This is a genomic window from Rhizobium sp. 05N49, from assembly GCF_056396805.1.
This window is the reverse complement of sequence record NZ_JBFTME010000037.1, coordinates 15,759-31,266: the sequence shown is the minus strand read 5'-3', so window position 1 is coordinate 31,266 and position 15,508 is coordinate 15,759. Positions and strand designations below refer to the sequence as shown.

Annotated in this window: 12 protein-coding genes and 5 pseudogenes; 5 read left to right on the top strand and 12 right to left on the bottom strand. The window is 57.9% G+C overall.

The genetic code is table 11. The annotated features are described in order from the left end of the window. Positions 1-485: 485 nt before the first annotated feature. Positions 486-806, bottom strand: a pseudogene (locus AC1DF8_RS34905) (LysR substrate-binding domain-containing protein); the annotation flags it as partial. Positions 807-1,057: 251 nt separating this feature from the next. Between AC1DF8_RS34905 and AC1DF8_RS34900 the strand changes: the two are divergent. Continuing rightward, entirely contained in the window at positions 1,058-1,288 is a 231-nt protein-coding gene (locus AC1DF8_RS34900) for a hypothetical protein (protein WP_162709980.1), read from the top strand. Positions 1,289-1,589: 301 nt separating this feature from the next. Here AC1DF8_RS34900 and AC1DF8_RS34895 read toward each other — a convergent pair whose 3' ends face one another. The 7 genes and pseudogenes from AC1DF8_RS34895 to AC1DF8_RS34865 form a co-directional block, all read right to left on the bottom strand. Next, positions 1,590-2,546 carry an HD-GYP domain-containing protein gene (locus AC1DF8_RS34895; RefSeq protein WP_018116052.1) on the bottom strand — a complete coding sequence of 319 codons (957 nt, stop codon included), beginning with the start codon at positions 2,544-2,546 and terminating at the stop codon, positions 1,590-1,592. A 53-nt stretch (positions 2,547-2,599) separates the two neighbouring features. Continuing rightward, positions 2,600-4,425: pseudogene (locus AC1DF8_RS34890) on the bottom strand (bifunctional diguanylate cyclase/phosphodiesterase). A gap of 419 nt (positions 4,426-4,844) precedes the next feature. Continuing rightward, the gene (locus AC1DF8_RS34885) at positions 4,845-5,018 is read right to left on the bottom strand and encodes a response regulator (RefSeq protein ID WP_246781802.1); all 174 of its coding nucleotides are present in this window, start codon (positions 5,016-5,018) and stop codon (positions 4,845-4,847) included. Positions 5,019-5,184: 166 nt separating this feature from the next. Beyond that, positions 5,185-6,237: a sensor histidine kinase gene (locus tag AC1DF8_RS34880; RefSeq protein WP_478157326.1), complete on the bottom strand. Its 1,053-nt coding sequence runs from the start codon at positions 6,235-6,237 to the stop codon at positions 5,185-5,187. Further along, complete coding sequence (locus AC1DF8_RS34875; protein WP_018116048.1) at positions 6,234-7,676, bottom strand: DUF7125 family protein; 1,443 nt, start codon at positions 7,674-7,676, stop codon at positions 6,234-6,236. The genes AC1DF8_RS34880 and AC1DF8_RS34875 overlap by 4 nt, the downstream gene beginning before the upstream one ends. Positions 7,677-7,953: 277 nt before the next feature. Next, entirely contained in the window at positions 7,954-8,535 is a 582-nt protein-coding gene (locus AC1DF8_RS34870; protein ID WP_478157324.1) for a Gfo/Idh/MocA family protein, read from the bottom strand. Positions 8,536-8,551: 16 nt separating this feature from the next. Continuing rightward, positions 8,552-9,657 (bottom strand): annotated as a pseudogene (locus tag AC1DF8_RS34865) (DUF2213 domain-containing protein); the annotation flags it as partial. Positions 9,658-10,380: 723 nt separating this feature from the next. On the opposite strand from AC1DF8_RS34865, the gene AC1DF8_RS34860 reads away from it, so the two are divergent. Then, complete coding sequence (locus tag AC1DF8_RS34860; protein ID WP_018116047.1) at positions 10,381-10,542, top strand: hypothetical protein; 162 nt, start codon at positions 10,381-10,383, stop codon at positions 10,540-10,542. A 310-nt stretch (positions 10,543-10,852) separates the two neighbouring features. Here AC1DF8_RS34860 and AC1DF8_RS34855 read toward each other — a convergent pair whose 3' ends face one another. The 3 genes from AC1DF8_RS34855 to AC1DF8_RS34845 all read right to left on the bottom strand — a co-directional run bounded on the left by AC1DF8_RS34855 (position 10,853) and on the right by AC1DF8_RS34845 (position 12,926). Next, the gene (locus AC1DF8_RS34855) at positions 10,853-11,134 is read right to left on the bottom strand and encodes a hypothetical protein (protein ID WP_478157321.1); all 282 of its coding nucleotides are present in this window, start codon (positions 11,132-11,134) and stop codon (positions 10,853-10,855) included. Continuing rightward, positions 11,131-11,721, bottom strand: coding sequence for a hypothetical protein (locus AC1DF8_RS34850; RefSeq protein WP_478157329.1), 591 nt, complete (start codon positions 11,719-11,721; stop codon positions 11,131-11,133). The genes AC1DF8_RS34855 and AC1DF8_RS34850 overlap by 4 nt, the downstream gene beginning before the upstream one ends. 923 nt (positions 11,722-12,644) lie before the next feature. Next, positions 12,645-12,926 (bottom strand): hypothetical protein, encoded by a 282-nt coding sequence (locus AC1DF8_RS34845; RefSeq protein ID WP_478157319.1) that lies wholly within the window; start codon positions 12,924-12,926, stop codon positions 12,645-12,647. A 446-nt stretch (positions 12,927-13,372) separates the two neighbouring features. Between AC1DF8_RS34845 and AC1DF8_RS34840 the strand changes: the two genes are divergently transcribed. Together AC1DF8_RS34840 and AC1DF8_RS34835 are read left to right on the top strand one after the other, a co-directional pair. After that, positions 13,373-13,663 (top strand): hypothetical protein, encoded by a 291-nt coding sequence (locus tag AC1DF8_RS34840; RefSeq protein WP_018116042.1) that lies wholly within the window; start codon positions 13,373-13,375, stop codon positions 13,661-13,663. Between the two features lie 542 nt (positions 13,664-14,205). Further along, complete coding sequence (locus AC1DF8_RS34835; RefSeq protein WP_162709981.1) at positions 14,206-14,499, top strand: hypothetical protein; 294 nt, start codon at positions 14,206-14,208, stop codon at positions 14,497-14,499. A 238-nt stretch (positions 14,500-14,737) separates the two neighbouring features. Here the strand turns inward: AC1DF8_RS34835 and AC1DF8_RS34830 are convergent. Then, positions 14,738-14,827 (bottom strand): annotated as a pseudogene (locus AC1DF8_RS34830) (DUF1515 domain-containing protein); the annotation flags it as partial. Between the two features lie 140 nt (positions 14,828-14,967). Between AC1DF8_RS34830 and AC1DF8_RS34825 the strand changes: the two are divergent. Next, positions 14,968-15,142, top strand: a pseudogene (locus AC1DF8_RS34825) (transposase); the annotation flags it as partial. Positions 15,143-15,508: the final 366 nt, after the last annotated feature.

Sequence of the window (15,508 nt, the reverse complement as noted above, 5' to 3'; positions counted from 1 at the left end):
TCTGAGGTGACGTCAGACCATTGGCGCACCAGTGGAAGCCCCCTGTGGGAACCGGGGAGAGAATGACTAAGCACGCTGAAATACCCATTGATTGCTGGCCTGCTGTCCTCAGGGACGAGCATGCTGCCGCCTATGCCGGCGAGATGACGRTTGACGCCTTCCTGAGCCGTGTGTGGGTACGATATGGCCGAAGCCGTTCTCGACACCGGYACAGRCAAAGGGAAGTTCAGAGCGTGGGGGAAGATCGATCTGGACAGGGCGATCGACCAGGAAGCGTAAGCGGCGTGCCGGAGGCATACTGTTGGTGCCTGTGGAACCCTAGCCTGTACCGAAGAGCCGGCTGCCCCTATCTGAGCGCCGCGCTCGGCGAGAATCTTCCGCAAAACCAGCTGATCGCGGCCGCTAAAGTTTGGAATGACCGGCTCGACGCTTGGAAGGCCGAGCGTAATCCCATGGAGCCGGTCGAGACGCTATCAAAATACGGCGACGCCCCTCACCTTCTTCAGTTCGAACCCGCGGTTTGGCAGATCCTGTGTCCATTCCGGCACGAAGCCGATGCCAAGACCGGCTGAGACCAGCGACACCAGCGAGAAGGTGTCGTCGCAGGTATAGGCGACATTGTCGGTCAGATCGTACTCCTCGAACTTCTCGGTAAAGTACCGCTCGCTGTAGGAGCGGTTCTGGCGGGAAAAGGAGATGATGTTTTCAGAGCGCAGATCCTCGAGATCAATCTCGCATTCAGCGTGCTCGACAGCCGAGATATGAACGAAGGCGTCAGCGCCGCCGTTGTCAGGCTGGATGAAGCCGAAGCCCTTGGTGGAATTGAACCATTTTACTGTGCCAGTGGTCATGATGAACCCTTTCAAGCATCGCGTTGGAGGAGCGCGGAAGGAAGCTCCGGCAGTAATAAGGCGCAACATCATCTGAGAGGCTAGACCATCTTTTCGACTTGGGGTGTCGACGCCCAGTGACACCTAATTTGAATGGCGGCTGATAGTTGGTCCACCGCATTTTGCTGGTCGTTTTTTACCTATCCGCCTGATACATGGAAGCTTCTGTGGGTATACGCCACCATTTCGGCAATCGAGATGGTGGCCCGACTGAAGGGCTTCCGATGGGCTGGAAAACGCCAAAGTTCGAATACGTAAACGGATACAAGATCGTCGAGCTCGAAGGGCCAACCTTCAAAGTCTTCGACGGTGATCGCCAGATCGGTGACGAGTTTCCGTATTCTGGGGAAGCCGCCGCCTATGCGAACTCATTGCCAAAACGCATCGCGCAAAAGTAGGCGAGACAAAACTTTTAACTCCTTTTTCCCTGGAACAGCTCGGATGATCCCTGTTTTTTGCGGATCAAGTCCGACCCTGAGCGGGCCACGAGGGAACAAGGTCGTGAGGAAAAAGAAATGCTGACCTCCGACTGCAGCGCGCGGCTTTCGCCTGGTCTCACACTACTATCCTAGCCAGATCCAATCAAAAGCCTGAGGATGAAAGCGAACGGTCGCTGACTATGATGAAGAGGGCGCCGGCGCGGCGACCTGCCGCATAACCGCTCGACGCCCGACCCGCCGTAGATATCGGATGCCTATATCAGTGCAGCGTGCCACTGATGACCATATTCGAGACGAATGCCGACAAGAGCTTCTGGTCGAAATGACCGGGAGAGTTCATCATCATATTGATGGCCTCGGCCTGTGAGAAAGCCGGCTTGTAGGGGCGGACGGTTGTCAGTACCTCGTAGACGTCGCAAATGGCAGCAACGCGCGCAACGTAAGGGATCTTCCTTCCAGAAAGGCGATCGGGATAACCGCCGCCATCATATCGCTCATGGTGAAAACGACAGATGTCGAGTACTTCAGGCGGCGCCGAGCCTGCTTTCGCCACCATCTCGTAGCCCTTTTGCGGATGGGTGCGAACGAGATCCATTTCCTCGGCAGTCAGTTTGCCCGGTTTGTTCAGAACGTCGTCAGGAATGGCCATCTTTCCGAGATCGTGCACAAGACCGCCAAGACCCAGAACGCGGACCTCGTTTTGCCCGTGACCGAGGCAGCGCCCGAATGCGATCATCAGAGCGCTGACCGCGAGCGAGTGGAGGAATGTGGTCTCATCCTTCTCCTTCAGCTTGGCAACAGCAACCAGCGCGCCGGTGTTGTCGAGCGTCTCCAGCATGATGCGCTCCACCGCACTGGTTGCTGCCTCATCTGCAAAATAACCGTTTACGCGAGCATCCTGTAGCATATGACGAAGATGCGGTCCGACCTCCTGAATGGATTGTCTGGCGCGATTGATCTCTCCACGTGAAAATACGTTCAGCAACTGGGCCTCGAAGCTCGCCGAAACCTCCCGGGTCGGAGCTCCTACGACATCTATGCCTTTCGTAATGTCGATGACCACGCTTCTGACATGGCTGCCAGCAAGCCTTCTGACATCATCTCCCTTTGAGACCAAGAAAGGCCTGAAGCGGGCAGCATCGATCTCGGTTGCGAATTCCATGTCGTTGATGAACATGCCGACCCGGAGCTGATTCAGTGGGATGCGTTTGAGCATGTATGATCTTCCTGAAAGTCTCGCACTATTAATGAAATGAACAGGAATATGTCTTAGCTGGAGTACAGAAGGGGCTCCGAAAAGGGCCCACCTCGTATCGGCCGCTGGCCGTGCGCATTCAGGAACTGTCCCGCCTTCAAGCCGTCCATCGCTCCCGCGAATAAGTAGCCCTGACCGAGCTTGCAACCAGATGTTTCAAGACGGTGTGCTTGATCTTCATCCTCGATACCTTCCGCCACCACGCGAATACCAAGCGCGGCTGCGATCGAAAGCACCCCCTGACAATCACCATCCCGGCGTCACCCAGTCTCGTTCGGTCGATGAAGGATTTGTCGATCTTGATGATGTCGACAGGGACGGTCAGCAGATGGGTCAGGGAGGCGTAACCGGTCCCGAAATCATCAAGTGCGACTTTCAGGCCCTCGGATCGCAGGGCGTTGATTTGATCCGCCACCACGTGGTCTCGCTCTCCGAGATAAACGGATTCCGTCACCTCCAGAATCAAGTGATCAAGAGGGACACCCGCCTCTTCGAAGATCCGGCATATCTTCTCTCGTAGTCCTCCCTTGCGGAAGTCGGCGGCTGAGAGGTTGACACCGACATACTGTAGAGGAAGCGACTCGTCGAGCCATGCGCGCATATCCGCGGCAACCCTGCTCAACATCCGGTCTGTCAGCGCCGATGCGACATGGGCGTCTTTGGTCGCCTCATGAAAATGAGCGGCCGCGATGACGTCGCCGGACGGGGTCCTCATCCGGCACAAGGCCTCCAGGCCGACGGCCTCTCGCGTGTCGAGCCGCACGATCGGTTGATAGTAGGTCTCGATGCGGTTTTCCGACAGCGCAAGGCTAACGTCCCTTACTGCGCGGAAGCGGCGCGTCAACGCTGTTCCGAGACCTGAATGGAACGCGATAAATTGTCCGCGGGCATGCTCTTTGGCGTGGTAAAGCGCGATATCGGCATTTTGCCGGACCTGCTCGGGATCCACGCCATCTGTCGCCAAGGCACCGCCGAGTGTCACGGCCGGAAAGACGACGTGGCCCGCGCACTCCGAGGGAGGTTCAAGTACGCTCAGGATCTCAGCAGCTTTACGCTGCAGATCGAGTTCCCCTTCACCGACAAGGATGACAGCGAATTCGTCGCCACCGAGCCGATAGGTCTGTTCCCTTCCTGCGGCTGCAGCGATCCGTTCTGCCACGACGCGGATCAGAGCATCGCCGGCGGCGTGACCAAAGGTGTCGTTGGCCAGCTTCAGATTGTCGACGTCGGCTACAAGGATTCCCCAGCCGTTATTAGGAGGCAGCGGCGAGGTTCGAAGAGCAAGATCGAAGGCAGTTCTGTTCCGCAGCCCCGTAAGTCCGTCCGTATAGGTCAGACGCTGACGCTCCGCCACCCGTTCCTCACGCTCGATTGCAATGGAGCAGAGATGCACACAAGCGTCCACGATCGTTTGCTCAAGCTTGCTTGGGCCACGGTTCTCCCGGTAGTAGAAGGCGAATGTGCCGACGACGCGGTCGCCGCTCTTGATAGGGCTTGACCAACAAGCCTTCAGGCCGAGCGCGAGGGCGAGTGCCCTGTGATCGGTCCACCTGGGATCGGTTTTTATGTCGGTGACGACGACCGGCGATCCAAGGTAGGCGGCGGCCCCGCAAGACCCCGACGAGAGTCCGACTTTGAGGTTATCGACCGCGTCCGAATACGATTTTGGGAGAGACGGAGCCGCAAGTGTCGACAAGCTAGCGCCATTTGATCTGAGGACAGTGACTGTGATACCGGGAATCGCGGCTTCGACCTTTGTACACAGCACCGAAAGCGTGGTCGGCRGCGGTTCGCCTTTGGCAATCATTTCAAGAATGGCATTCTGCAATTCTAGGATCATCATGGGGCATCTCGAAAATGTAGCCCTCCTTAACAGCTGCAATTTCAGATCAAGTTACCGTATCGATTAAATGTTGATCGATACTGTTGAATGTAGCCTCGAGCGGCTCCTCGCCCCGCGCCTCGATGACGTCCACGTTCGGAGTTCTGACCGCTCGGCATTGTGGGGTCACCCCGCCTGGAACCGACGCACCGAGTACCGAGACTGCGACAGGGGCCGCTCTGCGTGGCAGCCTGCGTCATCCCATCGGTTTGTAGCTGGTGGTACAGCCAGATCCTCATATTATGCCGCGGCAACCATTCTCCGGGTCGTGTCTATGATTATGGAGTGATCATTGGGCTTGCCAAAAACCTCCCATCCACCCGCAACATCTCATCCGTCATGTGCCTGTGACCCGACGTGACACTGACTGGCGCCCATCAATCCCTCACCGCAGCTGCGAGTTTCAGGCCGTCGATGCTGCCGGGCAGGTCGATGTCCGTGAACATGATGCGAATATCAGAATGGGCATTCAAAAAATCGACGGCTTCATCAGCATTGCCCGCTTCAACAACATCGAAGCCTTGTTCCTCAAGCGACATGGCGATATCCATGCGTACAATGACTTCATCTTCAACCACGAGGTTTGATAGTAATCTGCGGCGTCACGATCTTTTCCCGCTCCACACAAGACATTGGCTCTTCGCAACAAATCGCGTGACGCGCGTACAGGCAGTTCGATCCAGTAATCAGCCAACATGTCGGGGGTGATAAGTCTTGTCACGTCCGAGCATCTGCCGGAGTCATCCGTGAAAGCAGGCCTGCCGCCTGGCAACGAAATCCCGCAGGTGCATAAGTCATTTCAGGCGTTGAGCCGAAAAGCGATCCGAGAGCCGAGCGGATGTATCGCGTGCCGTAGCCTTGCCGCGTCGGCTCGCGCACGCTCGGCCCCCCGGTTTCGACCCAGCTCATAAAAAAACGGCCGCCTGTCTCGGTTTCGTGGACGGTCCACGTGAGGTCGACGGTCCCGGCGGGCTGAGAGAGCGCACCATACTTGATCGCGTTGGTGATCAGTTCGTGCAGACAAAGAGCGATCGTTGTCGCGGCATCGCGAGTGACGACAAGTTCCGGGCCACGCGCTACGATCCGGCTGGTTCCACCGCTTATATATGGCGAGACCGTTAGCTCGACGACGGCCGAAAACGAAACCTCTTCCCCGCCTGCCTCGAAAACTGCTGAGTGCACGTCGGCTAAAGCCTGCAGGCGGCTTGAAAAGTCGGCTGAGAGGTCTTCCACGGTCGCGGCACCACGTTTGGTCATCTGGAAGATCGAGGTCACGCTGGCGAGAATGTTCTTGACGCGGTGATTGAGTTCCAGGCGAATCTCCCGCTCACGTTCGATATTATCGCGAACCTGACGCTGCCGAAGCCGTACCAAAAGGTTTGATTGGATGGCGTTGACCAGCTCCAGCGGCGCGATCGGGCGGGTGTGGAACAAGAGCCGGGCGCCCGGCCATTCGCGCTCGAGGTGACCGCGGATCCGCGAAACCGATGCTGCCCGTTCGAGCAGGACAATAATCGGGACCTCCGACCAATCAGGTTGTTCGACGAGGTGATTGCCAATCCGGTCTATGACGCCCGCGTTCAGAGCCTCGTGCGTGATGGCGATGATGCCCGGTGATTGGCCGAGAAGGAGATCCAGGTCGTCGTCAAGTTTGGCGGCTTTGACAGCAACCCTCTGCTCGCGAAGAAACGCAGCGATGTAGTCTGAATCCTTGCGAAAGGGAGCAAGGACCAGCACCCAGTCCAGTTCGCTTTCGGGAGCATGGGTCATTTAGGATCAGGGAGAGGGTTATAGGGAACAACCGTGACGCTCCCACTCTGGATCAGCAGTTCCTGGACATTCAGGTCGTGGGGTCCGTGACGCTTCTTGACAACGGTGATGTTGCGGCGGAGACGCCCCTCATGCTCGACGATCCGCAGAAGCAGGACGGTATCGCCAAGGAAACTCACGTCAACATCGATGCCGACATTTTGGCCAATCAATCCATGCTGAGCAACGATCAGCATAGTGAGAACACCGGAGCGGGCCAGATATTTGAGAAGAGACTGGATGTCTCGGACAGCTTTTTCGCGGTGGGGAAGCGAATTGAGATAGCCCGTCAAGCTGTCGATCACCACGACCCGCACTTTGTTCTGGGTAACCGCGTCCTGGACGATCTGGCCAAATTCCCCGGGAGAGATCTCATTGGGGTTGAAGTCGCGCAGGATGAGCTTGCCGTCCTTATGGAACTGTCGCAGCTCCATGCCCAGCCCCTCGGACCGGCGGAAGAACGTTTCCAGACGTTCTTCGAAGAGGAACAGCGCAACACTCTCCCCACGTTCAAGCGCTGCGGTCGCATAAAGCGACGACATCGTCGACTTTCCGGTGCCGGACTGACCAATGACCAAAGTCGTGGTTCCGGCCTCTTGACCACCACCAAACATGTCGTCGAGTTCGGCGACACCGGATTTAATGAGTTGTGGCTTTGATCCTTCCGAATCCGTGCTCGGCATGATCCGCGGAAAAACGACGACCCCCTCGCCTTCGCGAATTGCCATGTCGTGGTACCCGTCAGCGACCGGTACCCCGCGCATTTTTGAAACCTCGACGCGGCGGCGGACGCCACCATATTCCTCGAGGGATTTGTCGAAGCGGATTACGCCGTGGGCAAGCCCCTCGACTTCCTCGCCGCTGCGGTCATTGGCCGAGTTCTGGGTGTCGAGGAGAAGCGCGACGACGTCCTGTTTGGCCAGGAACGATTTAAAGCCGATCAACTCGCGGCGGAACCTCGGCGAATCGCCCGTGATCAGCCGGATCTCGAGAAGCGAGTCATAGACAAGCCGGCGAGGCTTGTGCTCCTCGATTGCGGCTTCGATAGCCTTCCGCGTTTCATCAAGCCTCAGATCCGCCGTCAGAAAGATACTCTGATCGTCCGCTTCGTTAACCGCCCCAGATGTTGATAGTTCTTCAATGCGGATACCGTCCAGCGTCCAGCCGTGGGACAAAGCAATGGCTTCAAGCTCAGCGGCAGACTGGGAAAGTGTGACGTAGATGCAGCTTTCGCCGGCTTCCACACCAGCACGCAAGAATTGCAGTGCGGCCGTAGTTTTGCCCGAGCCGGGCGCACCCTGGAGCATATAGAGGTTCGATGCGGGCAAGCCGCCACGCAGGACCTCGTTCAGACCCTCGATTCCGGTGCTGACAATGGACGGCATTTTTCGTTTTGGCATCTCGGTCTTCCGTTGCAATGATGGGTGCGTGTCGATGTCGATGGCGCGCATCGTCCTTGGAAGAAGCCGCGCTGTTGTTATATTTTGCTTTTCCAAAACATCAATGACATCACTCTGAAAGCTGCGCTACGAGATGAAGCAATTGCGATTTAGGGGGTGTTAGGTTGCGCTCTGATCGGCCGCCACAGAATCCTTGAGGGAATGCGGGGACCTGACCGGTGCTGTTGCAATTTTGTGCAAAATTCCACCATGGGTGGCTGGCGGCGACTGCTTGTGATTACGCCATTAATATACTGAACCCGACGGCTATGTCAGCATTTCCCGATTTGAAGCGAGGATTGGCATCGCCGGGAGAACGCCCCCCGCCCCGCGCGGCACCTCCTTGGAGATTAAGCGTACCTTTTTCGCCTACGATCTCAAATCGAAACGGCGCTTCGGGAGTGCGCCCCCCTGCGACCTCTATGCATACGGAAACGCCTTTAGCCGTGGCGCCTTGAAACAGGAGATGGTCATACGTTGTCCGCCGGTGGATTTCCTTCTGCTCGCCGAGCGCGATTGAAGGATACTGGCGCGACACCATGCTGTTGGAGGCAACGGGCTCGCCCAGAAGGTCGAATGCCAGATCGAGCGTATGGGCGCCCTGTATGGTGATGAGGTTGGCGAAGTTTTGCGGGTCCTCGAGATAAACGTATGGGTCACGAACCTCTGGTCCAAAGCCGGCGGTCGATGAATAGATGTTTGCGCTCAGCAGGCGGCCGATGGCGCCGCCTTGCAGCAGCTCGCGGGCGCGTTTGACCGTCGGGCTGCCTCGTAATTGCAAACCGATCGCCGTGTGAACGTTGGCGGCGTCTGCAGCCATGCAAAGCTCTTCCGTTGACGCTGTCCGACCAAGCCTTATCGGCTCCGGTGTGAGCGTCGGCAGCGGGGCGGACGCCGTCGGCGAGAACCCGAACGAACGGGTCAGCACCGGTCGCCTTCTTGGCGTCCTCGACGAGAATGTCGAATCGAGCATCAATATAGGCGTCTGCTTTATCGGCCACGGCGGCATCGCCGAGCTTGGCGGCGACGACAGCCTTGCGGATCGCGGCGTCGGAGAGACCAGTGGTCTTGACGTCCTTGGCGATGACCGCAGCGGCTGCGATGAGATCGCCACGCTGCTGGACACGCTTGTCGAGATCGGCGTCGGAAAGCACCTTGGCCTTCAGGCTGTCGATTTCGGCATCCTTCTTGGCGAGCTCGCTGTCTTTTGCAGCGATTACGGAGAGGTGCGCGGCGTCTGCCGTGCCCAGCTTGGAGCGGGCATCCGCAAGCAGCTGCTGCAGCGTTGCGATAACCGTGGCACCCTGATCGGTTACTTCAACCGGGATGGCGTCGACGGTAACCGTCTTCAGGGGCATGATCGTTTCCTTTGTCGGGTTGTGATCAGGGGTGACGGGGCTGATGCCCCAATTCGCACCGTCACCGATGCGAGCCTTTGAACCAGCCCGGGCGCGATCGACGACGGTCGGGTGGTTGATTTTGATATTGGTCTGCTGTGCGTGGAACTGCTGGCCGTCCGGCGTGACACCGTCGCCCCATACGAGCTCGCAGACATAGCCGGCGGAGAGTTCCCGCTTGCCGCCTTCGACGCCCTTGATTGCCGCTGCGTCCTTAAGGATGAGCGGGAGATAGACCAACTCCCCGTCGCGCTTGGCGGCCGTGCTGACCTCGCCGACGGCCAGATCCTTCCAGTTCTCCGCGGTGACCGCGTCCTTCGGGTGATCCATGGTCACGGGCGCGCGTGAGTGAAGCTCTGCAGGCTGGCGTCAGCCAAGACCGATTTCGGCGGACGATAGACACGCACGACGGACAATTCCGGCTTGCCGACCTCATCACCCGTATAGAGCTGGATGCCGGTCCGAACTGCCTTCGCTTCGGCGGCAAGGTAGCCGTCGTCGGTCCGCCGCGTTCCCGCGATGGTGACAGCATCAGTAAAGTTCATGGCTTCGCTCCCCGCTTGTCTAGAGCCGGTTAGGTGGGCGTTCAGATTTCAGGCGGGGAACCCAAATCCGGACCAAATTGATGGCCAAGGGAACCTTCTGCTTCGTCGGAAGTAGGGTGTACGGGACGTTCGATGGACTCCAGACCTGCGTTTGAGCGTTCCTGTTTCCAAGTCCCTTAAATTAGCCCGCCTCGGCGGGCTCTTTTTCGATCGCATAATGGCCCTTATTGCAGGCCGACCTTCGGTCACGAAGCCGAGAAAACGCCTTTAAATTGCATTATATTCATGATACACCTCTGATATCGACCGAATTTGTGCACTTCCCCAAGTGCAAGTTCGGAAGAGCAATGCACGGCCCGTAGTCGCGCCTGCGTGATTGGTCGGTACCCGGCTGCAGGAGGGCGTCACCCCTCGTCCTCCTGCTCCTCTCAGCGCGGCGCTTAGCGCTGGCCGAAAGCTTGACTGTCACGCAAATTTACAAAACCTCCGGTCGACTTCCAAAATCTGGCCAGTAGACTTCCGCGCGCGCTGATGCTGCACTATCAGCGGGAGAAGGGCTCTTTATTCCTAACTCAGAGACCCTTCTCCGTTTTTCTCCAAACGCACAATCGGCGCTAGCTCGTCTCCACCTTTTTCCTACGGTCACTTCCCCTTGTCGATAGATCGTCACCGACCTATCTGATCGAACCCGTTCGGACTTGTTCAAGTGAGGATGGATGAGCCATGCTGTGGTGGATCTTGTACATTTACCTCTCCTTGCAGGTTTTTATTGCTGCAGGGATTTTGCTCTTGCTGGTGAGGGCCAAACTCAAGGCATCAGAAAGTGTGGGCAACGCTCGGTCAGCGCCGATGCAGCGCGAGGATCAGCAGCAAGCCTACCAGTGATCAGTGCTCGATTTCGGCGCCCGGCCACGGGAGATGACGTTACTTGCACGACTTTTTCTTCCAAGGACGCTGGAAAAACTCTGATCTTTTCTTAAGTCTCACTCTGCTGAAGTGCCCTCAGCTTTCAGCTGGAGAGCAGTTGCTCGCGAAGCTGCTCTCCTGAAACCCGCCGTAACCTCCGGCGGGTTTCGCATTTCAAGCCGCCAACTGCCACGCCGCGCGCGGGCTCGCGATCTTCCGAATGACCGGCGCCCCGATCGTGGCAACGCCAGTCCCGCCCGTATTGCACAGGTGCCTCAAGATCAGCAGGTTATCGAGCCGGATGTTCGTCATCGCTAGCCCCGTCGGCAGCCAGAGTTTCGAGCCGCAGACGAGCGATCTTCCACGCCCGCCGATGTAGTTGTCCCGTCGTCCAGCCGCCGCCGGTTACGGTGACCGTGTTGCCGATCTGGACTGGTCCGCGAATAGAACCATCCAGGTAATCCCAGCCTGCCCAGTCGTTGAGCTCGACCGGGATCTGGATCTCGAGCCAGTCGCCGGCGACGAGGCCGAGCGTTGCGAGACTGAGGTTGGCCGGCAGCCCGTACGTCACGGTATGAACGGCGGCCGCGTCGTTGACAGGTGTGATCGTGATGACCTGCTTCTCGTTGCCGGCCGCCACCACTTCTTGCTGGCGACATAGGTCGATGTGCCGGCGCCGCGCACCAGGCGCATGCCGGTGGCAACATCGCCGGTGACGTTGGTCTTGGCGCCAGCAATTCCGGGCGTGCCCTTCGGCGGAAAGATGTTGTAGGCGGCAAGCAGGTCGAGCGACCTCGTCTCACCTGCAGAAACCATCCCCTGCAAGATGGGAAGGAGAATATCGGAGCGCTTCGCCATCAAATCGGGCTTCGGGTGAAGCCCGTCGACGAACATTGACGCGGCGATGCCGGAAGCCGGGCCATCGAGGGCAAGTGTGTTGCAGAGCACGACGCCATTACGGCCGGCTTGGGCGAGAATCCACCTATTGATGACATCAAGGATGCCAGGCCAGGCTGGATCGTCAACGCCTGGCTGATCGTCGAGCGTGCTGGTCCAGCTCAGTGTCTGCAGGATCACGTAGACCCCAGCATCAACGATGCGCTGCACCTGCGTATCGAAGTCGGCAATGATCGCCGCCAAGCTACGACCGCGGACGATATCGTTATAGCCGATATCGACATAGACGATGTCCGGCTTCGGCTCAGAGAGTAGGCCGTCCGCGCGAGCGTGCCCGGGAACTGCGCCTCAAGCCCGGGGACAGGAAAGAGGCAGTCGCCTGACTTGCCGGCCATTGCCCCCGAGAAGGCCGCGAATGAGCCAGGCGCGAAAAACGGACTGTTCAGCTCGGCGAACATGTCGAGGTTGAAGCGGCCATCAGCTGCCTTGATCCAAGAAAGGACGGTGCGTTGGTTCTCGTAGAAGCCGGTATGGCCGGTCGCCGTCTGGCCGGCCGTATAGGTCTGCGCTGCTCCGAGGCCGATGAAGCTATGGCCGAGGCCCATGACTTTGGAGCCCGTCGCGAGCGGCAGGGTCCGCAAGGGCACGATGCCCCGTTGCTAAATTGCTTGATGGACAATTCCTGGACATACTCGACTATTAGTTGTCGAGTAAGATCGGCATACTCGTCACCAAGGGGGAACTCATGGCACTCTACAAAGACGGAAATCTGGTGCGTAAGGCTGACGCCGGGTTAGGAGCCTTCGACAAAGAGTGGAAGCCGGGCGAAACTCCAGATCATGCTAGGATATAAGTTGATCCTTGACCAGAACGTCAAGATTGAAGCCCTGTCACTGGAAGTCCGGCGCCTAACGCAGGCGGTTGAGAGTACCGAGGTCGTCATGGTCGACCACCAGCGCCTTACGAGCGCCGAGATCGAGCATCGTGTCAAAACTCCACTACCCCGCGGGCCACACAACGACAATTGATAGGCTGACCTGGCGGAAGACCTTCTTCCGCTCCCGTCAGCTCTCCCCATTTGTACGTGTTGCCGTCCAGCTTCTTGAGCAGCGGCCGAACACGCTCATCGTGCGCCGTCAATCAGACGTATGAAGTAACGCCGGCCTGCTGCTGCCTGATCTTGTTCAGATCCGAATTGAACTTGCCCGTCTGGTCCCGAGCGATGAGCCGAGCCGCCGATCGGTGATCCCGAACTGTGCTTGAAGCGACTTCCGGAGCGTCGTCACCGAATTGCCGGCAATGCTGTTGGTATAGACCGTCTGCTCTATCCGCTTCACGATGTCGTCGGATAGGCTCTGGATTAGCGATGTGTTGCGGGCGACTGCCGCCTGCAGGTAATCGGCCAGATCCTCGTCCCGCACGACCGCAGAGAGGTTGATGCCAAGTGCCCGTTTGGCCGTTGCCATGAACGCTTCGGTGTGCCAGTGTCGGCCGGTGTCTTTGCCGTCTTAGCATTCATCTTGCCGATCTCGGCCTGCTCCTTCTCGGTCATCTGCTTGAGCGGGGACCCGATGATGAGACCGATGAGCCGGACGATCAACAGCAGACGCTCCATTCGTAGAAGACTTCGGCCGGCCGCCAGTTCAGCCAGGACGCGCTCTTTCGTGATGGCGAGCTTGTCGATCGCCTTTTCAGTGGCTTCCCGGTCTACCGTCTGCTCCCACTCAAGATACTCGGCAACGCGTTGTACGATGTCGTCTTTATGCTGTAGGCGGGACGCATTTCCCCGGTCAGGTTTGAAGCCGGCCTCCGCATATGCGTCATCTGCTGTCTTGCCTTTGAAGAGAGCCTGAGCAAATTTCTCATGCCGTGGATTCTTTAGGACTGGCATGCATCACCAATTGGAGGAAAAGTGAAGAACATAGTCGAGGACTTCAAAGAGCAGCTATGGCGCATCGTCGAAATGAATGGCGCCGAGATAATTTCTGAAGAGTTCATCCCGCTATCGAACGCGACTGAAGCCCAAATCATTGCAAGGATCGAGAGAATGGCCAAGAGGCACTTGTCGGAGCGAGAAATCGCTGAGTCACCGTCTCTCTACAAGGCCGATCGCGATGAAGGCAAAGGCGATCGCCTTATCTACATGGCGGGAGAAAACCCGTACATCATCGCCAGCCTATGGCGCGCTGACGAGCTCTCCTAAAGCGCCCGCCATATCCCCTCATCCGGAGGCTGACAAGATTGGCATGCCGTGAGGAAAGCGGCAGGCATGCAGGCGACGGCTATGCCGAACAGGACAGCAATCACGGTGCGTCTCATATCGCTCTCCAAATAGCCGGCATTCTCTCACGCACTGCTCGGTAATGCGCCGTTTGCTCAACCAGAAAGAATCGATGGCTAAGGGTCAAGCTAGAAGCAATTATAAAAGGTACGAGGCCGCCCCTGCCGCAGCGCCGGCTACTCAGGGGCCAAGGCCGTGGAGTTCAGTAAGCACAAGAAACCCAGAGCTATTTCATCCTCCCCGATCTGCTCGTCGCGGAGGCTTAAGCCTCACACGCAGACGCGCTCCCGAGCGATGGTGGGCTCGATGGAGCCGGAGGGTAATCCGCGCTTCGGCTCCTGCCGTTTTGGCGGTTCTTCCCTATAGACATTGTGGGCCGCATCGAGGTCGACCAAACCAGGTCAGGTAACGAAAATCAGTGGCGCTGGAACGGCGGCTTTGCCTCGTGAATACGCAGGCGCATCATGCCGCAGCAGGGCTGGGAGGCGACGGCGAGAGAGGCGTTGCGCAATGCCGAAGAGCACTCCGACAAGCTTAAAGAGATGCAAGGCTTGGAACGCATCGTGAGCAACGGGGTAATTCATCGGCGCCAGCGCGCACGTGATGTCGAGCACCTATGCTCCGTCCCGGGCTGCGGGAAATGGGGAGGCTTTGGTTTTTCCGCCGGCAAGGCCGTGGAGACGCGCTGGTGGTGCTCGCGCACTATCCGCACTGGGAATCGGGCCAAAGAAGCGGCAGAGAATGTTCAGGCGGTTTGAGGTGCACTTTTGGACTATGGTGGCCCTTCTGGCAGGATACGGCTTGTACGGACTGGGCAAGCTGATCGTGGTGTGTTGGGTCAATTGATCTTCAGCCAATGATGGCAATTTCGGGAATTGGAACTTTCAGCGTGGTTCTGCGTTTCACGCGCAGATCGCGCGGAGACCTCGATTGTATGGATCCCTTCTAAGCCCTGGGGGTTCGTTTGCGCGGTCCACCCGCTTTTTGAGTGGCCGATCAATTAATCTTCAGCCAGTGGCGAATAGCAGAGACGGTGCCATCACCAGTATAGGCAACGATACCGCCGATCGTCAGGCCGGCGAAGGCTTGTTTCATCACAGTTCGTGGCCGGCCTCGGGTTTCTAGTCGATCAGTGTGGAACATCTTAACGTGCCCCCAATAAATTAGGCCATTTGGAACTGAAATTTTCCACTTATGCTCCCTGATGGGAAGAAGAGGAGAATTCGATGAAGGTCTCGAAGTTTTCGGAAGCGCAGATCGCGTTTGTGTGAAGGAGGCAGAGGATGGGACACCGATCGGTGAGGTCTGCCGCAAGGCAGGAATTTCGGACGCGACCTTTTACAACTGGCGCAAAAAATACGCCGCCTGATGCCCTCGGAGATGAAGCGTCTTCGCCAGCTCACAGGAGCTGATAGTCCTGATGGTCTGCCAGCAGCGACTGAGCGATTTGCTCAGTGCGATTGCGTTCACGGATCAAGCCTCGTCCCTGGCCAATAATCATGCGGAACATGCTGATCGCGACGGCGTCTTCGGCTATAGGCAGCGCTACCGATGAGCAGGCTGTCTCGAAGATATCATTGATTCATCGTGCTTTTGAGACTTTACGGCCAACGAGCGACCACGCTTCCGCAACAAAAGCCTCGCGTCCGAGCGAAGTGAACGGGTGTCGGGAAGCGTTCGATCAACGCCAAAACCAGTCCGACCGGCTATTGCCAGCATGGGCGAGCTCGGGAAAATAGAGTGCCAGGTGGTTCAGGATCCGGTGCC